18 protein-coding genes are annotated in these 19,945 nt (G+C 71.7%); 10 read left to right on the forward strand and 8 right to left on the reverse strand.

Annotated elements, in window-relative coordinates:
* The first annotated feature begins 88 nt into the window (after positions 1 to 88).
* Positions 89 to 589, forward strand: a complete 501-nt coding sequence (gene rbp, locus KAK06_RS12790; RefSeq protein ID WP_210802500.1) for an RNA-binding regulator — start codon at positions 89 to 91, stop codon at positions 587 to 589.
* 78 nt (positions 590 to 667) lie between these two features.
* Here the strand turns inward: rbp and KAK06_RS12795 are convergent, their stop codons facing one another.
* The 4 genes from KAK06_RS12795 to KAK06_RS12810 form a co-directional block, all read right to left on the reverse strand.
* The gene (locus KAK06_RS12795) at positions 668 to 1,450 is read right to left on the reverse strand and encodes an SDR family oxidoreductase (protein WP_210802501.1); all 783 of its coding nucleotides are present in this window, start codon (positions 1,448 to 1,450) and stop codon (positions 668 to 670) included.
* A complete protein-coding gene (lptC, locus tag KAK06_RS12800) occupies positions 1,447 to 2,142 on the reverse strand; it encodes an LPS export ABC transporter periplasmic protein LptC (protein ID WP_210802502.1) in 696 nt (231 codons plus the stop codon). The genes KAK06_RS12795 and lptC overlap by 4 nt, the downstream gene beginning before the upstream one ends.
* Positions 2,139 to 2,714 (reverse strand): KdsC family phosphatase, encoded by a 576-nt coding sequence (locus KAK06_RS12805; RefSeq protein ID WP_210802503.1) that lies wholly within the window; start codon positions 2,712 to 2,714, stop codon positions 2,139 to 2,141. The genes lptC and KAK06_RS12805 overlap by 4 nt, the downstream gene beginning before the upstream one ends.
* Before the next feature lie 85 nt (positions 2,715 to 2,799).
* Positions 2,800 to 3,786, reverse strand: a complete 987-nt coding sequence (locus KAK06_RS12810) for a KpsF/GutQ family sugar-phosphate isomerase (RefSeq protein ID WP_247652832.1) — start codon at positions 3,784 to 3,786, stop codon at positions 2,800 to 2,802.
* Between the two features lie 63 nt (positions 3,787 to 3,849).
* Here KAK06_RS12810 and KAK06_RS12815 point away from each other — a divergent pair, with 63 nt between their 5' ends.
* Positions 3,850 to 5,844 carry a monovalent cation:proton antiporter-2 (CPA2) family protein gene (locus KAK06_RS12815; protein ID WP_210802504.1) on the forward strand — a complete coding sequence of 665 codons (1,995 nt, stop codon included), beginning with the start codon at positions 3,850 to 3,852 and terminating at the stop codon, positions 5,842 to 5,844.
* Between the two features lie 14 nt (positions 5,845 to 5,858).
* Here KAK06_RS12815 and KAK06_RS12820 read toward each other — a convergent pair whose 3' ends face one another.
* On the reverse strand, positions 5,859 to 6,326 hold the full coding sequence (locus KAK06_RS12820) for a cyclic nucleotide-binding domain-containing protein (RefSeq protein ID WP_210802505.1): 468 nt from the start codon (positions 6,324 to 6,326) through the stop codon (positions 5,859 to 5,861).
* A gap of 206 nt (positions 6,327 to 6,532) precedes the next feature.
* Here KAK06_RS12820 and KAK06_RS12825 point away from each other — a divergent pair, with 206 nt between their 5' ends.
* The gene (locus KAK06_RS12825; protein WP_210802506.1) at positions 6,533 to 7,276 is read left to right on the forward strand and encodes a GNAT family N-acetyltransferase; all 744 of its coding nucleotides are present in this window, start codon (positions 6,533 to 6,535) and stop codon (positions 7,274 to 7,276) included.
* A gap of 16 nt (positions 7,277 to 7,292) precedes the next feature.
* On the opposite strand, the gene KAK06_RS12830 is transcribed toward KAK06_RS12825, so the two are convergent.
* Entirely contained in the window at positions 7,293 to 7,991 is a 699-nt protein-coding gene (locus tag KAK06_RS12830; protein WP_210802507.1) for a GntR family transcriptional regulator, read from the reverse strand.
* Between the two features lie 116 nt (positions 7,992 to 8,107).
* On the opposite strand from KAK06_RS12830, the gene KAK06_RS12835 reads away from it, so the two are divergent.
* The 6 genes from KAK06_RS12835 to KAK06_RS12860 are packed head-to-tail and all read left to right on the forward strand — an operon-like array spanning position 8,108 to position 13,752.
* Positions 8,108 to 8,968 (forward strand): fumarylacetoacetate hydrolase family protein, encoded by an 861-nt coding sequence (locus tag KAK06_RS12835; RefSeq protein WP_210802508.1) that lies wholly within the window; start codon positions 8,108 to 8,110, stop codon positions 8,966 to 8,968.
* Positions 8,969 to 8,992: 24 nt separating this feature from the next.
* Positions 8,993 to 9,571, forward strand: coding sequence for an amino acid synthesis family protein (locus KAK06_RS12840; RefSeq protein WP_210802509.1), 579 nt, complete (start codon positions 8,993 to 8,995; stop codon positions 9,569 to 9,571).
* Positions 9,558 to 10,571: a zinc-dependent alcohol dehydrogenase family protein gene (locus KAK06_RS12845; RefSeq protein WP_247652833.1), complete on the forward strand. Its 1,014-nt coding sequence runs from the start codon at positions 9,558 to 9,560 to the stop codon at positions 10,569 to 10,571. Before KAK06_RS12840 ends, KAK06_RS12845 begins: the two co-directional genes overlap by 14 nt.
* A 22-nt stretch (positions 10,572 to 10,593) precedes the next feature.
* On the forward strand, positions 10,594 to 11,139 hold the full coding sequence (locus KAK06_RS12850; protein ID WP_210802510.1) for a VOC family protein: 546 nt from the start codon (positions 10,594 to 10,596) through the stop codon (positions 11,137 to 11,139).
* Position 11,140: 1 nt separating this feature from the next.
* Positions 11,141 to 12,742: a bifunctional 3-(3-hydroxy-phenyl)propionate/3-hydroxycinnamic acid hydroxylase gene (locus tag KAK06_RS12855; protein ID WP_210802511.1), complete on the forward strand. Its 1,602-nt coding sequence runs from the start codon at positions 11,141 to 11,143 to the stop codon at positions 12,740 to 12,742.
* A 38-nt stretch (positions 12,743 to 12,780) separates the two neighbouring features.
* Positions 12,781 to 13,752, forward strand: coding sequence for a Bug family tripartite tricarboxylate transporter substrate binding protein (locus tag KAK06_RS12860; RefSeq protein WP_210802512.1), 972 nt, complete (start codon positions 12,781 to 12,783; stop codon positions 13,750 to 13,752).
* A 9-nt stretch (positions 13,753 to 13,761) separates the two neighbouring features.
* Here the strand turns inward: KAK06_RS12860 and mnmE are convergent, their stop codons facing one another.
* The gene (gene mnmE, locus KAK06_RS12865) at positions 13,762 to 15,144 is read right to left on the reverse strand and encodes a tRNA uridine-5-carboxymethylaminomethyl(34) synthesis GTPase MnmE (protein ID WP_210802513.1); all 1,383 of its coding nucleotides are present in this window, start codon (positions 15,142 to 15,144) and stop codon (positions 13,762 to 13,764) included.
* Between the two features lie 161 nt (positions 15,145 to 15,305).
* On the opposite strand from mnmE, the gene KAK06_RS12870 reads away from it, so the two are divergent.
* Entirely contained in the window at positions 15,306 to 18,830 is a 3,525-nt protein-coding gene (locus KAK06_RS12870; protein WP_210802514.1) for an alpha-1,6-glucosidase domain-containing protein, read from the forward strand.
* On the opposite strand, the gene KAK06_RS12875 is transcribed toward KAK06_RS12870, so the two are convergent.
* Positions 18,820 to 19,941 (reverse strand): PepSY-associated TM helix domain-containing protein, encoded by a 1,122-nt coding sequence (locus tag KAK06_RS12875; RefSeq protein WP_210802515.1) that lies wholly within the window; start codon positions 19,939 to 19,941, stop codon positions 18,820 to 18,822. The genes KAK06_RS12870 and KAK06_RS12875 overlap by 11 nt on opposite strands.
* Between the last annotated feature and the right edge of the window lie 4 nt (positions 19,942 to 19,945).

Below are 19,945 nucleotides of genomic sequence, written 5' to 3' on the forward strand. Positions count from 1 at the left end.
CTGTGTCTGGACGCGGCACCTTCGCTTGATGGTTCACGCTGGGTTGAAGCTCCACATGGTCTTTTGCGTTAGTTGAGGAGCTTCCCCCATGGGAAACAAGCTTTACGTTGGCAACCTGGCCTACAGCGTGCGTGATGACGCGCTGCAACAAGCCTTTGCCGCCTTTGGTTCGGTGACCTCTGCGAAGGTCATGATGGACCGCGAAACCGGCCGTTCCAAGGGCTTTGGTTTCGTTGAAATGGGCTCGGATGCCGAAGCCCAGGCCGCGATCAACGGCATGAACGGTCAGCCGCTGGAAGGCCGCTCGATCGTCGTCAACGAGGCCCGTCCCCGTGAAGAGCGTCCGGGCGGCTTCCGCAGCGGCGGTGGCGGCGGCGGCTACGGTGGTGGCGGCGGCGGTGGTGGCTACGGCGGTGGTGGCGGCGGCGGTGGTCGCAGCCCCTACGGCGGTGGTGGTGGCGGCGGTGGCCGCAGCCCCTACGGTGGCGGCGGCGGCGGTGGCCGCGGCGGCTACGGTGGTGGCGGCGGCGGCGGTGGCCGCGGCGGCTACGGCGGTGGCCGTGGCGGCGACGGCGGCTACGGCTACTGATCTGCCGCGGGGCGCCTGCCCCGCATCATGAAGAAGGCACGGTGAAGACCGTGCCTTTTTTCGTTGTCAGGGGCCGTTTCAGGGCACGCGCCGCTTCTTGCGTCCGCGTCCGGCCAGCAGGCGGTCGAACAGCGGGTTGGGCAGCAGGCGCAGCAGCTTGGCGACCACGCCCATGGGCCACGGGATGACGCGGTAGCTGTCCCCGGCGTCGATCGCCCGGAAGGCGCGGTCGGCAAACACCTCGGGGGCCATCAGAAAGGGCATCGGGTAGGTGTTGCCGGCCGTCAGCGGCGTGGCGATATAGCCCGGCAGCAGCGTCACCACGCGCACGCCCGAGCCCCGGCATTCGCCGCGCAGGCTCTCGCAGTAGGCCACCACGCCGGCCTTGCTGGCGCAGTAGGCGCCATGGCCGGGCAGGCCGCGGATGGCGGCCACGCTGGCGATGCCCACCAGCGTGCCGCGGCGCGCCGCGCGCATGTCCGCCAGGAAGGGGTGGAAGGTGGCGGCCAGGCCCAGGTTGTTGGTGGCCAGGGTCTCGCGCAGCACGTCCAGGTCGGCGCGCTCGGCGGTGTCCATGCCCACGCTGATGCCGGCGTTGGCGATCACCACCTGCGGCAGGCCCTGGGTGGCCAGGCAGCGCTGGCCGGCGCCGACGATGCTGTCCACGTCCTGCACATCGGCCGCATAGGCCTGCCAGCGCTCGGCCGGCAGGCCGGCAGTGGCGGCCCAGGCGGCGATCGCCTCGGTGCGGCGGGCCACCAGCGCCAGCCGCCAGCCGGCGGCGGCATAGCGTGCCGCCAGCGCCTGGCCGATGCCGCTGGAGGCGCCGGTGATGAAAACCAGCGGGGCGGCGTCGCTCATCGGCGGGTGCTCTTGTCGGGGGTCAGGGTGGCCCGCAGCCGGCCCTGCAGCTGCAGCGTGCGGCGCGGCTCGTCGAAGACCAGCGCGGCGGCGGTGAATTCGCTGTGGCCCTGGCGCACCCGCACCGGCTGCTCGGTGCGCAACTGGCGCTCGGGCACCAGCACCAGCAGCTGCTGGCCTTCAAACCACAGAGGCGGCTCGTCGCCGGCCTGCGAGCGCACCTGCACGTCGCCGGCCAGGCGCACGCGCTGGCCGTCGCCGTCGACCACCGCCTGGCGCGCGGTGGCCTCGGTCTGGCGGCCGTCGGTGCCGGTCAGCCACAGGCGCACGGCGTCGATCTCGTGCTCGTCGGTGTCGGGGTAGTGGCGCAGCTTGTCGCCTTCCAGGCGCACCGTGGGGCGGCCTTCGGCGTCGTAGCGCTGCAGCTGGAAGCGCTCGAGCTGGTAATCGGCCTCGTGGCGCACCGCGCCGGGGGCGGTGGCGGTGTCGGGGCGCGGCGCGCTGCGCACCAGCCACCAGCTGAGCAGGGCCGCCAGCACCATCAGCGCCAGTGGCAGGTAGTTCAGCAGGGCCTGGCGCAGGCGCTCCGTCCAGGGCAGCTGCACGGGCCGGTAGGGCGCCGGCTCAGGGCCGATCGCCACCGGCACCTCGGGCAGGTCGGGCAGGTGGAGTTCGGCGCTGACCGGCTTCAACGCCCGTCCAGTGTGGCCAGGTGGCCGTCAAGCAGCCGCGCGTAGTGGCCGGCGGCCATCAGCAGCAGGTCACAGAACTCGCGCGCGGCGCCGTCGCCGCCAGCGCGCGTGGTGACGTGGTGGGCCACCGCGCGCACCTCGGCGTGGGCGTTGGCCGGCGCGCAGGCCAAGCCGGCGCGGGTGAGCAGCGGCAGGTCGGGCCAGTCGTCGCCGATCGCGGCCACCTCGGGCCAGTCCACGCCCAGCGTGGCCAGCAGCGGCGTGGCGGCGGTCAGCTTGTCCTCGGCGCCGAAGACGGCGTGCGTCAGGCCCAGGTCGGCCACGCGGCGGCGCACCGCTGGCGAGTCGCGGCCGGTGATCACCAGCGGCGTGATGCCGGCGCGCGCCAGCAGCTTCAGGCCATGGCCGTCCAGCGTGCTGAAGGCCTTGAACTGCTCGCCGCTCTCGCCGATGTAGAGCCGGCCGTCGGTGAGCACGCCGTCGACATCAAAGATGGCGGCCTTCATGCCCAGGTTCGGGCCCTGGGCCTTGAGCAGCAGCTCGGCTGGGAACGTCAGCTGCGGCGTGATCATGCGGTCTGGCCTTTCGCCGGGCCGCCCCAAGAAAGGCCAGCGCCCCCTCGGGGGGCAGCGAGCGCAGCGAGCGTGGGGGTGGACATCAGATCACCTTGGCGCGCAGCAGGTCGTTGGTGTTGATCGCGCCGACCAGCGCGCCATCGTCATCCACCACCAGCAGGCAGTTCACGCGGTGCTGCTCCATCAGCGCAGCGGCGTCCACGGCCAGCGCGTCGGCGCGCACGCGCCGCGGGTTGGCGTGCATGACCTCGGTGGCCTTGAGGGCGCGCAGGTCGGCGCCGGTCTCGATCAGGCGGCGCAGGTCGCCGTCGGTGAAGATGCCCAGCAGCTGCGGGCCGTCGACCACCGCGGTGGCGCCCAGGCCCTTGCGGGTCATCTCGTGCATCAGCTCGGAGAAGCTGGCGTCGGGCGCGACGCGCGGCACGGCATCGCCGCTGCGCATCAGGTCGCGCACATGCATCAGCAGCTTGCGGCCCAGCGAGCCGCCGGGGTGGGACTGCGCGAAATCGCGCTCGCGAAAACCCCGCGCATCCAGCAGCGCCACGGCCAGCGCATCGCCCAGCGCCATCTGCGCGGTGGTGCTGGCGGTGGGCGCCAGGTTCAGCGGGCAGGCTTCCTGGCCGACAGCGCACAGCAGCGCGATGTCGGCGTGGCGCGCCAGCGTGGACTGCGGCTTGCCGGTCATGCCCACCAGGGTCACGTCCAGCCGGCGCAGCGCGGGCAGCACGGCGTTGATCTCGTCGCTCTCGCCCGAGTTGGAGATGGCCAGCACCACATCGCCGGGCTGCACCATGCCCAGGTCGCCATGGCTGGCTTCGCCCGGGTGGACGAAGAAGGCGGGCGTGCCGGTGGAGGCCAGCGTGGCGGCGATCTTGCGGCCCACATGGCCGCTCTTGCCCATGCCCATGACCACCACGCGGCCGCGGGTGTTCAGCATGGCGCCGACGGCGGCGGTGAAGGCCTCGCCCAGGCTGTCGCGCACCTCGCGCAGCGCCTGCGCCTCGATGTCAAAGGTTTGCCGCGCCAGCTCAAGCGCGCGGGGGTGGCTGAATGCGGTGGCTGAGTCCAAGGCGGCACGGGCTCCGGGCGACAATGCGCTTGATTCTAGGCGTCTGCCCACAACCCGCCGTCAATGGCCACCACCCTCGAAGTCGTCCTGCTGTACCTGATCGCTGCCGTTGCCGGTGTGGTGGCGTGCCGCTCGCTGCGTCTGCCACCGATGCTGGGCTACCTGGCCGTGGGCGTCCTGATCGGGCCCAACGCGCTGGCGTTGGCCCGGGACTCGGCCGGTGTGAAGTACCTGGCCGAGTTTGGCGTGGTCTTTCTGATGTTCGTGATCGGGCTGGAGTTCAACCTGCCCAAGCTGCGCAGCATGCGCAAGCTGGTCTTCGGTCTGGGTCTGTGGCAGGTGGCGCTGACCATGCTGGGCGCGGTCATCGGCAATGTGCTGCTGGCGTGGGGCTTCGCGATGGTCGGCGTGGCCTGGGAGCTGGACTGGCCCGGTGCGCTGGTGCTGGGCAGCGCGGTGGCGATGTCGTCCACCGCCATCGTCGTGAAGATGATGGCCGAGCGGCTGGAGCTGGAGAGCGAGCACGGCAAGCGCGTGATGGGCGTGCTGCTGTTCCAGGATCTGGCGGTGGTGCCGCTGCTGGTGCTGATCCCGGCGCTGGGCGACAGTGGTCAGGACATGGCCCGCGCCATGGGCCTGGCGGTGCTCAAGGCTGGCGTGCTGCTGACCCTGCTGCTGGTGGGTGGCCAGCGCGTGATGCGCTGGTGGCTGACGCTGGTGGCGCGGCGCAAGAGCGAGGAGCTGTTTGTCCTGAACCTGCTGCTGATCACGCTGGGCCTGGCCTGGCTGACCGAGCACGCCGGCCTGAGCCTGGCGCTGGGCGCCTTTGTGGCCGGCATGCTGGTGGCCGAGACCGAGTACAAGCACCAGGTCGAGACCGACATCCGCCCCTTCCACGACGTGCTGCTGGGCCTGTTCTTCATCACCATCGGCATGAAGCTCGACTGGCGCCCGGTGGCCGACCAGTGGCTGCTGGTGCTGCTGCTGACGATGGGCCCGGTGATCGCCAAGGCGGTGCTGGTGGCGCTGCTGGCGCGCGGCTTCGGCTCGGCGCCGGGGGTGGCCATCCGCACCGGCCTGTACCTGGCGCAGGCCGGCGAGTTCGGCTTCGTGCTGCTGACGCTCGGCGCCGAGCAGCAACTGATCGCCGCGCAGTGGCAGAGCCCGGTGCTGGCGGCCATGGTGCTGTCGATGCTGGCCACGCCCTTCGTGATCATGCACAGCGACCGCATTGTGATGCGCCTGTCGGCCAACGACTGGATGATGCAGTCGGTGGCGCTGACCACCATCGCCAAGAAGGCCATCCGCACCGAGAGCCACGTGATCATCTGCGGCTACGGCCGCAGCGGCCAGAACCTGGCGCGCATGCTGGCGCTGGAGCAGATCCCCTACATGGCGCTGGACCTCGACCCCGACCGCGTGCGTCAGGCCGCCGCCGCCGGCCAGAGCGTGGTCTTTGGCGACGCCGCGCGCCTGCAAAGCCTGATGGCCGCCGGCCTGGCGCGCGCCGCCGCGGTGGTGGTGACCTACCCCGACACGCCCTCGGCGCTGAAGATCCTGCACCTGGTGGGCACCCACGCGCCCAAGGTGCCGGTGGTGGTGCGCACCATCGACGACAGCGATCTTGAAAAGCTGCGCGAGGCCGGCGCCACCGGCGTGGTGCCCGAGGCCATCGAGGGCTCGCTGATGCTGGCCAGCCACGCACTGGCGCTGGTGGGCGTGCCGATGCGCCGCGTGATCCGCCTGACGCGCGACGCCCGCGATGCGCGCTACGGCCTGCTGCGCGGCTACTTCCATGGCGCCGACGACGACACGGTGGAAGAGCTGCAGCAGGCCCGGCTGCACAGCGTGACGCTGCCGCCCGGCGCGAAGTGCCTGGGCAGCACGCTGGGCGATCAGGCGCTGGCGGTGCTGGAGGTCAATGTGGCTTCGGTGCGCCAGGCCGGCGGCCGGGTGCTTGAGCCCGACGACGCGCTGGTGCTGCACGCCGGCGACACGCTGGTGCTCTCGGGCCTGCCCGAGGCGCTGGCCGTGGCCGAGAAGAAGCTGCTGGGCTGAGTTGTTCGCCGGCCTCAGGCCACCGGCAGCCCGCGCTCCAGGTTCAGGCGCATGCGCTCGGCCATCACGGCACCGCAGGCGCGCAGGAACTCCAGCGCCAGCTCCGGCTGACGCGCGGACATTTCTTCAAAGCGGTTGCGGGTGAGCGCCCACACCGTGACGGCGCTCATCGCCTCGACCTGGGCCATGCGCGGCGTGTCGCCGAACAGGCTGGGTTCACCGACCACCGCGCCCGGACGCAGGATGGCTACCGGCCGGCGCACCGGCCCGCCATCGGGCACATAGACCTGCAGCGTGCCCGACTCCAGCAGGTACAGCGCGCGGTCCATGTCCTGGTAGCGGATCACCACGTCGCCCGCGCGCAGCGTGTGCTGCTGCAGAAAACTGCCCAGCATCCGCCACTCGTCCTTGTTGAACCGCAGCCGAAGCGCGTCATCCGCGTTCAGCGACAACACCAGTTCACTCAGCTTGTCGATGTTCACCCGAGTCTCTCCCATCCATGGGTCGACCCCGCCCTCGCCGCGGGCCGACCGACCCGTCGATTATCCAGAGCGACGGGCCCGCGTCCATCGACCGCGCTGCCTTCCATCCCCCCAGGTTCGCCGTTGGTCGGTCCGGTGGTGACCGTCCGCGGCCGACGGCGGTGCGGGGCTTGACCCGGGTCAGGTCATCCACCGCATACTGGGCCATGCCCACCGATCCCGCCGCCTTCACCGCCTGCCTCACGCTGCGCCGTCCGCTCGATGGCTTGGTCTACCGCTTCCGCCGCGTTGACCCCGACACCTTCGCCCGGGAGGACCGGCCCGAGCTCAGCTTGCGTCGCCACCCCATGCTGGGCTGGTCGATGCATGACCCGCTGAGCGGCGAGCTCACCGGCCGCCCCTGGGACGACGCGCAGCGCCATGCCCCCGGAGCGCCCGCGCCGGGCGTGTGGGTCAGCCGCCTGGGCGCGAAGAGCCATGTCTATGAGCTGACCCACGGCGAGCCGCCGGCGGGTGAGGCAGAGCGCATCCGCATCCGTTTGGCGCAGCCGGGCGATCTGGCCGCCATCGCCGCCTTCGACGCCTTCAACGGCGACCGCGCCGCCGAGGTGGCCGCCGCCACCTGCCTGGTCGCGCTGGATGGCACCGGTCAAGTGGCCGGCTATGCCTCATGGACGCCGCGCGGCCTGCTCGGTCAGCCCTTCCTGGCCTACCTGTGCGTGCGCCCCGAGGCCCGCCGCCAGGGCCACGCCACGTCGCTACTGCAGGCGGTGCAGCAGCAGGCGCGCGGCCGCTGGCTGCTGTCGTCGACGGAGGACTGGTGTGCGCCGATGCAGACGCTGTTCCAGCGCCTGGGCTGGGCGCGTTGCGGCGCGCTGCTGGGCATCAACCGGGATGGCTCGGCGGAGTGGTTCTACCGGGTGGCGCTGGCAGCGCGGGGACGAGGGTGACGCCACCCCCGGCGCCTCACTGCCGATCGGCCGTCCCGATGCCGTGCAGCGCAGCAGCGACGAGCTGCTCGGTGCGTGAGATGTGCGTCTGCAGCAGGGCCACCGCCTTCGCAGCATCGCGTGCGACCACCGCACCCAGCAACTGCTGGTGCTCGTCGTGCTTGCGCCGGGGCTGCGTGCGGTGGCGCGCGGCCCAGCGCCGGTAGCGCTCGGCGTTGTCGAACAGCACGTCGGCCAGGTCCAGCAGCAGCGGCGAGGTGCAGGCGGCGTACAGGCTCATGTGGAAGGCGCGGTGGCGGGCTGACCAGTCGTCGTCCAGCGGACGAGCCTCCTGACCCATGCGCCGCTCGGCCAGCGCCAGCGCGTGCGCCGCGGCGACGGCCTGGGCTTCCCAGGCATCGTCGCCATGGGCGATCGCGTCGCGCAGTGCCTCGCACTCCACCAACTGACGCACCCGCGCCAGGTCGCTGACGCCTTCGGCGGTGAGCGGCGCGACGCGAAAGCCGCGGTTCTCGAGCATGCGCACCAGACCCTGCCCCGACAGCCGGTTCAGTGCCTCCCGGATCGGGCTGCTGCTGACGGCAAAGCGCCGGGTCAGGTCCTCGACGCGCAGGCGCGCACCAGCCTCGAACTCGCCACGCACGATGGCGCGGCGCAGGTCGCGGTAGGCGCGCTCCGCCAGGGAGGCGGCGCTGTCGCTGGGCTCCTCGCTCATGGCCGGATTGTCGTCCAGGTCGTTTCGCCCTCACCGCGGGTTTGTGCTCATGGATGCTTTTGTGCATAAAAAATAGAGTTGTGGACAACGCGGTCCGTTGACCGGCAGGAGCCAAGATGAAGCTGTTGTCCTACCTGAACGGGAACCATGAAGACTGGGGTGTGGTTCTGGGCGACGGCGTCGCCTCGCTGGCGCAGCGCAGCGGCTGCGCGACGCTGGCCGAGTTCGTCGGCAGCCCGGCCTGGGAGCGGCGCGACGCGCTGGTGGCCGGCCTGCAGGCCGAGCGGCCGCTGGCCGGGCTGCACTACCTGCCGGTGATTCCGCGGCCGGAGAAGATCGTCTGCGCGGTGCGCAACTACATGGACCACCACCAGGAGGTGCTGGCCGCCGGCATGCAACGCGAGCTGTCCGACTTTCCGCCGATCTTCCTGCGCGTCTGGCGCTCGCAGACCGCGCACGAGGCGCCCATCGTGCGGCCCCGGGTGTCCGAGAGCCTGGACTGGGAGGGCGAGCTGGCGGTGATCATTGGCCGCGGCGGGCGCGACATCCCCGAGGCCCAGGCCTGGGACCATGTGGCCGGCTACAGCGTCTACAACGACGGCAGCGTGCGCGAGTGGCAGTTCCACGCCAAGCAGATCGCCTCGGGCAAGAACTTCGAGTCCACCGGCGGCTTCGGGCCCTGGATGGTCACCGCCGACGAGATCGCGCCGGGCCGCCAGCTGAAGCTGGAGACGCGGCTCAACGGCGAGACCATCCAGTCCAGCCACACCGGCCACATGATCTTCCCGATCCCGCGGCTGATCGCCTACGCGTCCACCATCTTCACGCTGGTGCCGGGCGACGTGATCATCACCGGCACGCCGGCCGGCGTGGGCTGGTCGCGCAAGCCGCAGCGCTTCATGAAACACGGCGATGTGTGCGAGGTCGAGATCGAGGCCATCGGCACCCTGCGCAACCCGATCGTCGACCAGGCCTGAGCGGCCCGCACCAAGGACGCCACCATGTCGCTGATCGAGATCCGCAAACGCAGCCTGACCATCGAGACCATCCACCACGAGGGCGGGCCACAGGCCGCGGTGCCGCTGAAGCTGGCCGCTGCCTGCGCGGTGATCCGCAACCCCTACGCCGGCCGCTACGAAGAAGACCTGCTGCCCTTCATGGCCGAGTTGCGTTCCCTCGGCACGCTGCTGGCCACCGAGCTGGTCGAGACCCTGGGGCGCGACCAGGTCGAGGTCTACAGCAAGGCCGCCATCGTCGGCGTCAATGGTGAGCTCGAGCATGCGGCCGTCTGGCACGAGGCCGGCGGCTGGGCGATGCGCGAGGTGCTGGGCCAGCCCAAGGCGATCGTGCCCGCGGCCAAGGCCGTGGCGGCCACCGGCTACCGGCTGATGGTGCCGCTGCACTACATCCATGCCTGCTATGTGCGCAGCCACTTCAACACCATGGAGATCGGCATCCAGGACGCCCCGCGACCCGACGAGATCCTCTTTGCTCTGGTCATGGGCACCGGCGGGCGTGTGCACGCGCGCCTGGGCGGCCTGACCAAGGCGCAGGTCTCGGTGCACGATGGCCAGCGCTGACGCGGGCACGATGCGCGCGATCCGTGTGCACACCCCCGGCGGCCCCGAGGCGCTGGTGGTCGAGGACCTGCCCACGCCCGTGCCGGCGCCCGGCGAGGTGCGGGTGCGTGCCGAGGTCATCGGCGTCGGCCGTCCCGACGTGCTGATCCGCCAGGGCACCTACAAGTGGATGCCGCCGCTGCCGGCCGTGCCCGGCGCCGAGCTGGTGGGCATCGTCGAGGCGCTGGGCGATGGCGCACCGCGCGAACTTCTGGGCCAGCGCGTGCTGGTGAGTGCGCGCGAGCTGCCGCAGCGCGGTGGCTGCTATGCCGAGGCGATCTGCGTGCCGGCCAGCGCGCCCTTCGTGTTGCCCGAGCGCATCGCACCGGCCGATGCGGCCAGCCTGCCCAACGTGCAGCTGGCACTGGCGCTGATGCAGTGTGCGGGCGGTGCCCCGGTAGGCAGCGTGCTGATTCCCGGCGCCGCCGGAGGCGTCGGCTCGGCGCTCACCCAGGTGGCGCGCGCCAAAGGCGCCCGCGTCTTCGGCACCGCGCGCGGCGAGGCCAAGCGCCGCTTCGCGCTGGACAACGGCGCCGAGGCGATCGTCGCCGCCGACCCCGCCGCGCTGGCCGACGACGTGCGTGCGCTGACCGGTGGCCGCGGCGTCGACATGGCCTTCGACCACCTGGGCGGCGAGTGGCTCACCGCCGGCCTGCATGCGCTGGCGCCGATGGGCATGCTGGTGTCCTACAACCTGGTGCTGGGCTTTCCTCAGCGCGAGACGCTGAAGGAGATGCGTGCGCTGCTGGGCCGCAGCCTGGCGCTGCGCACCTTCTCGATGCACACCTACGACGAGCTGCCGGCGCAGCGCCGCGCTCTGCTCGAGGAGGCCATCGCCTTGATGGCCGCCGGCCGGGTGAAGGCACCGCCCACGCTGTCGCTGCCGATGGCCCAGGTGCGCCAGGCCCATGAGCTGCTCGACCGCGGCGACGTGCTCGGCAAGCTCGTCCTCGTTCCCTGACACCGTTCTCCCGGAGGCCCCGATGCCCACGTCCTACGCGCCCCGTCTCGCCCACATGGGCATCGCCTGCTTCGACATCGAGCGGATGATCGACTTCTACACCTCGGTGTTCGACCTGCAGCTCACCGACCGCGGCGTGGGCTTCACCTTCCCCTACCCGCTGGCCTTCATGAGCGCGCGCTCGGACCAGCACCACCAGGTGGCGCTGGCGCAGAACCGGCCGGCCGGCTCGGCCAGCACGATCATGCAGGTCTCGTTCAAGGTCGACACGATTGACGCGCTGCGCGAAGCGCGCCGGCGCGCGCTGGACAAGGGCGCCACCGGGATGCGCGGCCTGAACCATGCCAACGCGCTGTCGATCTACTGCCTGGACCCCGAGGGCAACACGCTGGAGGTCTACCTCGACACGCCTTGGTATGTGACGCAGCCGCACGGCGATCCGCTGGATCTGGACCGTCCGGACGAGGAGATCTGGGCCGAGACCGAGCGCATCGCCAAGGCCGACCCCACCTTCATGCCGCAGGCCGAGTGGGCCGCGCGCTTCGAGGCCCGCCAGCGAGCGCTCTGAGGTGACGTCGTTCGCTGCATCGCGGCACGCCGATGTGCTGGTCATCGGCCTGGGGCCCACCGGTGCCACGCTGGCCGGCTTGCTGGCCCGGCGTGGCCTGCGCGTGGCGGTGTTTGATCGCCTGCCCGACCTGTACCCGCTGCCGCGGGCGATCGGGCTGGACCACGAGGCGCTGCGCATCTGGCAATCGCTGGGCCTGGCTGAGGCGCTGGCGCCGCACATCGCGCCCTACCGCCCCAGCGAGTACCGCGGCGTCAGCGGGCAACTGATCAAGCGGCTGGACATGGCGCCACCCCCGCACCAGCTGGGCTGGGCGCCGAACTGGGTCTTCGACCAGCCGGCGGTGGAGCGGGTGCTGCGCCAGCACCTGGCCGCCCAGGAGAACGTGCACATCGGCCTGGCGCATGAGGTGCTCACGCTGGACGACGCGGGCGGCGGTGTCACGGCCACGGTGCGCGACGCCACCGGCCACACCAGCACCTGGACCGCGGCCTATGCCGTGGCCTGCGATGGCGGCGCCAGCCCGGTGCGCAAGCGGCTGGGCATCACGCTGGAGGACCTGCAGTTCGACGAGCCCTGGCTGGTGGTCGATGCCCATGTGCGGCCGGACAAGCTGGCCGAGCTGCCGCAGACCCAGGTGCAGTACTGCGAACCCGCGCGGCCCAGCACCTTCGTCGTCGGCCCGGGCACCCACCGTCGCTGGGAGCTGATGCTGCTGCCCGGCGAGCCGCTGCACGAGCAGTGGCCCGAAGAGACGCTGTGGCCGCTGCTGGCCCGCTGGATCCGCCCGGGCGAGGCCACGCTGTGGCGCGCCGCGGCCTACCGCTTCCACGGTCTGGTCGCGCAGCGCTGGCGCGCCGGCCGCATCCTGCTGGCGGGCGACGCGGCGCACATGACGCCGCCCTTCATGGCCCAGGGCATGGTGCAGGGCCTGCGCGACGCCGCCAACCTCGCCTGGAAGCTGGAACGCGTGCTGCGCTACAGCGCGCCAGAGGCCCTGCTCGACAGCTACGAGACCGAGCGCCGCCCGCATGTGGTGGCCACCACCCGCGCGGCAATGGCGCTGGGCCGCGTGATCTGCGAACGCGACCCGGTGAAGGCCGCCGAGCGCGACGCGCGCCTGCTGGCCGAACACGGCGGCACCGTGCCCACCACCGTGCGCCAATCGATGCTGCCCGATCTGTCAGCCGGCCTGATCGCCGCCGGCAGCCCCGGCGCGGGCAGCCTGTTTCCGCAGCCGCGCGTGCGCAGCGTGCCCGACGGTGACACGGGCTGGCTGGACGATGTGGGCGGTGGCGGCGTGCGTGTGCTGGCTGGCGACGACGCCCTCACGCCTGCCGACGTCAGGGCCTTCGAGGAAGCACTCTCGCCGCTGCAAGGCCGCCTGCTGCGCCTCATCGACCCGGCGGTCGACAGCGCGCCGGCCGAGCCGGGGCTGTTGATCGCCGAGGAGCAGTCCCTGCTGGTCGATTGGCTGCGTGGCCTGGGCGCGCGCTTCGCCATCGTCCGGCCTGACCACCAGGTCTACGCCACCGCGGCGAGCGTCCCCGGCGCCCTGAGGCACCTGGCCGAACTCGCCGCCGCCATCGGTTTCGGTCGCTGAGGCCGGACCCCGTTCCACCACCACACGCAGGAGACACCATGCAACGCCGACAGTTCATCCTCCAGTCCCTGGCCGGCAGCGCCGCGCTCGCCCTGCCCGGTGCGCGCGCGGCCGGCTGGCCCGAGCGCCCGATCCGCGTCGTGCAGGGCTTTGCGCCGGGCGGCAACGCCGACACGATCGCGCGGGTTGTCGGTGCCGAGATGGCCAAGGGCCTGGGCCAGCCGCTGGTGGTCGAGGCGATAGCCGGCGCGGGCGGCACGCTGGCCTCGGCCGCCGTGGCGCGGGCCGCACCGGACGGCCACACGCTGCTGCTGGCCACCGGGGGCCACGCCGTGGCCGGCGCGCTCTACGACAAGCTGCCCTACCAGACGGTGGGCAGCTTCCAGATGGTCTCGACGATCACCTTCTTCCCGTTCCTGATCGTCACCCAGGCCGAGTCCAAGCTGCGCAGCCTGACCGAGCTGCTGGAGGCCGCGCGCGCGAAGCCCGAGAACGTGGCCTACGGCAGTGCGGGTGTCGGCTCGACGCACCACCTGGCCGGCGAACTGCTCTCCCGGATGTCGGGCGCCCGGTTGCTGCACATCCCCTACAAGGGCGATGCGGCCTCGGTGACCAGCCTGCTCGCGGGCGACCTGCCCATGGTCATCGCCCCGCCCACCGCGGTGCTGGGCCACATCAAGGCCGGCAAGCTGCGGGCGCTGGCGGTCACCGGCGCACAGCGCTGGCCCGGCATGCCCGAAGTGCCCACCGTGGCCGAGCAGGGCGTGGCTGGCTACGACGTCCGTTCCTGGGCCGGCTGGATGCTGCCAGCCGGCACGCCGGCCGCGGTGGTCGAGCGCCTGCAGGCCGAAACCCAGCGCGCGCTGCAGATCGCCACGGTCAGCCAGCGCCTGGCCGAGATGGGTGGCGAAGCGCGCAGCAGCACGCCGCAGGAGATGACGGCGATGGTCGCGGCCGAGCTGCAGAAATGGACCCAGGTGGTCAGCGACGCGAAGATCGCTCGCCTGTGAGGGCAGCGCTCACTTGCCGATGCAAAACCGGCTGAAGATCTCCCCCAGCAAGTCATCCGCACTGAAGCGTCCGGTGATTTGCTGCAGCGCCTGGTGCGCCAGGCGCAGCTCTTCAGCGAACAGGTCGAGCTGGGCATCGGCCTGGGCGGCGTGCTCGGTGGCCAGCGCCAGGTGCTCGGCGCACCGGCGCAGCGCCTGCACGTGGCGGGTGCGGGCGATGAAGACGCCCTCGGGCGCGGCCTGCCAGCCGGCGCGCTCCAGCAGGGCCTGGCGCAGCGCGTCCAGGCCGGCGCCGGTCTTGGCGCTGAGCAGCAGGCCGTCGCGCGCCGAGCCGTCCGTGCGGTCGGCCTTGTTGTAGACCTGCAGCAGGCGCGCCGGGTCCACCTGGCGCAGGCGCTCGCTGATCTGCGCGTCGGCGGCCTGGTAGGCGGGCTCGTCCAGGCGGGTCAGGTCGTGCAGGAAGACCACGGCGTCGGCGCTGGCGATCGACTCCCAACTGCGCGCCATGCCGATGCGTTCCACCTCGTCGCTGGCAGCGGCGTCGTCGCGCAGGCCGGCGGTGTCGGTGATGTGCAGCGGCACGCCCTGGATCTGGATGGTCTCGCTGACGCGGTCGCGGGTGGTGCCGGCGATCGGGGTGACGATGGCCAGCTCGGCGCCGGCCAGCGCGTTGAGCAGCGAACTCTTGCCCACGTTGGGCTGGCCGGCCAGCACCACGCGCAGGCCCTCACGCAGCAGCGCGCCCTGGCGCGCCTGGCCCAGCACGCGCTGCACCGCGGAGGCGATGGCTGACAGCTGGCCGCGCGCGTCGGCCTTCTCGAGGAAGTCAATCTCCTCTTCGGGAAAGTCCAGCGTGGCTTCGACCAGCATGCGCAGCCGCACGATGCGTTCGGCCAGGGCGTCCACCTCGTGTGAGAAGGCGCCGCCCAGCGAGCGGCTGGCGCTGCGTGCGGCGGCCTCGGTGCTGGCGTCGATCAGGTCGGCCACGGCCTCGGCCTGGGCCAGGTCGAGCTTGTCGTTCAGGAAGGCGCGCTGGGTGAACTCGCCGGGCTCGGCCACGCGCAGGCCGATGCTGGCACCGGCCTCCAGGCAGCGCGCCAGCAGCAGTTGCAGCACCACCGGGCCGCCGTGGGCCTGCAGCTCCAGCACGTCTTCGCCGGTGTAGCTGTGCGGGGCCGGGAAGTGCAGCGCCAGGCCGTGGTCGATCGCGCTGCCGTCGGCCGCGCGCAGCGGGCCGTAGTGGGCGTGGCGGGGCTTCAGCGGCGCGCCGATGAGGGCGTCGATCAGCGGCCGCAGGTCGCGGCCCGAGGCACGCACGATGCCCACCGCGCCGCGGCCGGGGGCGGTGGCGATGGCCACGATCGGGTCGTGCAGGCGGGCGAGATCGCTCATGGCGCGATTGTCCAGCCAGCTCGCCTTTGTAGTTTGAGTACATACAACCATGACTCCTCACGATCTACCCAGAGGTGAGATCGATTTCACCGGGAAACTACGCACTTAACGAAGTAGTTTTACTTCAATACGATCGCGCCGGCGAACACGAGGAGACGCAGATGGCGACCTGGATGGGTGCGTTGGGACGGTGGCTGCGGCAGGTGCTGCTGCTGGCGCTGATGGGCGTGGGGCTGGGGCTGAGCGGCTGCGGGGGCTCGGACGACCGGCTCTCGCTGTCGGATGCGAACGCCGCCGACGAACAGGCGGTGCTCTCCGCTGTGCCGGTCACGCGCCGCAGTGCGACATCGGCCACGGCGGCCACCACGCTGCGCATCCACTACCGCCGCACCAACGCCGACCACGACGGCTGGCAGGTACACAGCTGGGGTGCCGCGCAGGACCCGGGCTGGAACAACGGCTGGAACGCCAGCGGCAGCGATGACTTCGGCGCCGTTTACGACATCCCGCTGAGTGCCGACTCCGGCACGGTCGGCTACCTGTTCCACAAGGGCGATTGGAAGGACCACGGCGGTGCCGATCAGTCCTATACCCTGGTGCAGGGCCAGGCCAACGAGATCTGGCGCCTGGAGGGCGACGGCACCACCTACCTGAGCAACCCGCTCACCTCGGGCCCGCCCGACATCAGCACGGTGCGCGTGCACTACCAGCGCTATGCGGGCGACTACGCCGACTGGGGCCTGCACCTGTGGAACGGCAGCGGCCTGGACACCGTGCGCCTGGCGGGCCTGCCGATCGAGGACTGGAACGCGCCGCTCGCGTTCGACCGCATGCCCGGCTACAGCGCCGGCAGCGGCGAGGTGGTGTTCGATCTGCCGGTGCTCAACCCCAAGGATGACGCCAACCGACGCGGCGTGGAGTTCATCATCCATGGCATGCCGCCCAACCAGAACGACAAGGATGGGCGCTCGAGCAACATCCGTGTCGACTACGCGGCACTGACCATTGCCGGCCAGGTGGGCCATGTCTGGCTGGTCGAGCAAGACGCCACCGTCTACGTCGCCAAGCCCGACACCCGCTCGGTGTCCAGCACCGATGCGCGCGCGGTGTGGCTGAACCGTCAGCTGATCCAGTGGCCGCGCGTGCAGGCCATTGGCGCCGTGCGGCTGTACCACTCGATGAACGGCCAGATCAGCGTGGCGCTGGACCAGCCGGTCAGCGGGGCGGATGGCTTCCTGGCGCTGGACGCCTTCACCGGCCAGGTGCCCACCGACGCCGCCACCCGCTTCAAGTGGGTGGGCAAGGGCGCGGTCTTCAGCGTGCGCGACGCCGACCTGCGCCGCCTGCCGCGCCTGCACACGGCGCAGCTGGTGCTGGTGCAGGAGAACGAGGCCGGCCAGGTGCAGAACGCCACCACGCTGCAGCTGGCCGGTGCGCTGGACGACCTGTATGCCGCCGCCGAGGGCGTGACCGACCTGGGGGCCCAGGTCAGCGGCGGCCGCACCACCTTCAAGCTGTGGGCGCCCACCGCGCAGAAGGTGGCGCTGTTCCGCTACCCCGACGGCAACGGCCCGGCCAGTAGCGCCGAGGACATGCAGTTCGACCCGGCCACCGGCATCTGGCAGCTCAGCCGCGACGGTGACCTCTCCGGCACCTACTACCGCTTTGGCGTGAAGGTCTTCGTGCGCGGCGTGGGCGTGGTGCGCAATCTGGTGACCGATCCCTACTCGCTGGGCCTGTCGGCCAACAGCCGGCGCAGCCTGGTGGCGCGGCTGGACGCCGACGCGCTCAAGCCCACCGGCTGGGACGCCAGCGTGCCGCCCGACCGCGTGGCCGCTGCGCCCGACATGTCGATCTACGAGCTGCATGTGCGGGACTTCTCGGCCAACGACACCAGCGTGCCTGCGGCGCACCGCGGTACCTACCTGGCCTTCACCCACCCGCGCGCTGACGGCGTGAAGCACCTGCAGGCGCTGGCCCAGGCGGGCCTGACCGATGTGCACCTGCTGCCCAGTTTCGACATCGCCAGCGTGCCCGAGCGCGGCTGCGTCACGCCCAGCCCGTCGGGTGCGCCGGACTCGGCCGACCAGCAGGCCGCGGTGGCCGCCACCGCCGGCCAGGACTGCTTCAACTGGGGCTACGACCCCTGGCACTTCACCACGCCCGACGGCGCCTATGCCACGCGGGTGTCCGATGGCGCGGCGCGCATCGTCGAGTTCCGCCGCATGGTGCAGGCGCTCAACGGCCTGGGCCTGCGGGTGGGCATGGACGTGGTCTACAACCACACCTCGGCCTCGGGGCAGAACGAGCGCTCGGTGCTGGACCGCGTGGTGCCCGGCTACTACCACCGGCTGAACGCCAGCGGTGACATCGAGCGCTCCAGCTGCTGCGAGAACACCGCCACCGAGAACCGCATGATGGGCAAGCTGATGATCGACTCGGTCGTCACCTGGGCCCGCGACTACCACGTCAGCAGCTTCCGCTTCGATTTGATGGGCCACCAGCCGCGCAGCGTGATGGTGGCGCTGAAGGAGCGCCTGCGCAGCGTCGTCGGCCGCGAGGTGCAGCTGATCGGCGAGGGCTGGAACTTCGGCGAAGTGGCCAATGGTGCGCGCTTCGTGCAGGCCGAGATGCTGTCGATGAACGGCACCGGCATCGGTACCTTCAACCCGATGCTGCGCGACGCGCTGCGCGGCGGCGGCTGCTGCGACAGCGGCAGTGCGCTGGTCGCCAACCAGGGCTATGTCAACGGCCTGTGGTTCGACCCGAACGACCAGGGCGGCGGCCGCTCGCGCAACGACCTGATGTGGCTGGGCGACGTGATCAAGGCCGGCCTGGCCGGCTCGATCCGCAGCTACACGCTGACCACCCACTGGGACGCCACGCTGCCGCTGGAGCAGATCAACGTGGGCGGCCTGCCGGCCGGCTACGTGACCGACCCGTCGGAGGTGGTGAACTACTTCGAGAACCACGACAACCAGACCTTCTTCGACATCAACGCCTACCGGCTGCCGCTGGCCACCTCGCGCGAGGACCGCGCCCGCGTGCAGATGCTGGGCGCGGCGCTGAACACCTTCGCCCAGGGCGTGGCCTACTTCCACGCCGGTGTGGACACGCTGCGCAGCAAGTCGATGGACCGCAACAGCTATGACTCGGGCGACTGGTTCAACCGCCTGGACTGGACCTACGCCGACAACAACTTCGGCGTCGGCCTGCCGCCGCAGCGCGACAACGGCAATGAGTGGGGCATGATCCAGCCGCGCCTGGCCAACCCGTCGATCAAGCCCACCGGCACCGAGATCGGCTGGACGCGCGATGTCTTCCGCGACCTGCTGCGCATCCGCGCCAGCTCCACGCTGCTGCGCCTGCGCAGCGCCGACGACATCCAGGCCCGGCTGCGCTTTGTCAACACCGGCTCGGCCCAGGTGCCCACGGTGCTGGCCGGCGTGCTGGATGGCGAGGGCTACGCCGGCGCCAACTTCCGCCGCCTGGCCTACTTCGTCAACGTGGGCAAGGAGACGCAGTCCTTCAGCGCCGACGCGCTCAAGGCCAGCGGCTGGCAGCTGCATCCGGTGCATCGCGCGCCGCAGGCCGCCGATGCGCGCGCCAAGCTGGCCACGCTGGAGGGCGCCAGCGGCACGGTCAGCGTGCCTGCGCGCACCGCGGTGGTGTTCGTCATCGAGTGACCGGCCGGCGAGCGGCATGGCGGTCGCGCCAGCGCTGCCAGCCGCTCCAGGCCAGCCAGGGCCAGGCCAGGCCGCACAGCAGCACGGCCCAGCGGCCCACCAGGCCGAAGGCCTCGCCGTTGTGCAGCGGGTGCATCCAGGCCAGCAGCGTGTCGCCCGCGGGTTGGGTCCGCGCGTCGCGGGCCGCCAGCACGGCACCGCTCCAGGCGTCAACGCGCACGAAGCTCTTGGGGAAGCGCGCGCTGGGCTCGCCGGGCTGCTGCAGGCGCACGCGGTAGCTGCCCTCGGGGCCATCGGGCGTGTCCACCCAGCGCGGCTGGGCCTGCGGGAAGTGCGCTTGCGCGGCAGCCAGGGCCTGGTCCAGCGTGATCATCGTGCCGGGCAGCGGCTGGGAGTGCGCCATCGGCAGCGGCATCGGCGGACTGACGCGCGCCACCAGCGGCTCGATCCAGTCGGGCCAGGCCAGCACCGTGCCGGTCAGCGCCAGCACCAGCATCACCGGTGCGCTGTACAGCCCGATCAGACGGTGGCGGTCCCAGGTGCGGCGCTGGCGCACCGCGCCGGGCTTGCAGCGCCAGGCCTGGCGCCACTGGTGGGGCGTGGCCGGCCACCACAGGCGCAGGCCGGCCAGCGTCATCAGCGCACCCACCAGGCCCATGCCGCCCACCAGCCACAGCCCCGCGCGGCCCAGCAGCAGCGTGTAGTGCAGGTCGTAGAGCCAGGTCATCAGGCTGTCGCCCCAGAAGCGGCGCGCCAGCACCGTGTGCTGCGTGGGATGCAGCTGCAGCACCAGCGGCCGGAAGTGCGCCTGCAGGCTCTCGGCCGGGCGCAGGTAGCGCGCGTGGACGATGCCGCAGCCCTGCTCGGGCAGCTCAATGCGCCAGGGGCCGGGGCGCTGGGGCTCGGCGGCGCGCAGCGCATCGAGCACCGGCTGCCAGCGCTGCACGCAACCGTCCTGCGGCGTCCAGCGCAGCGCCGGGTTCAGCGCTGCGTCCAGCACCGGGTAGAAGACCAGCAGGCTGCCGCTCAGGCCCAGCAGGGCCAGCCAGCCGCCTAGCAGCAGGCCGACCCCGCCGTGCCAGCGCCGCCAGGTGGCGCGGTGGCGGCTCATGCGC

It is taken from the genome of Ideonella aquatica (genome assembly GCF_018069755.1).
In the GTDB taxonomy this organism is placed as follows: Bacteria; Pseudomonadota; Gammaproteobacteria; order Burkholderiales; family Burkholderiaceae_C; genus Ideonella; species Ideonella aquatica.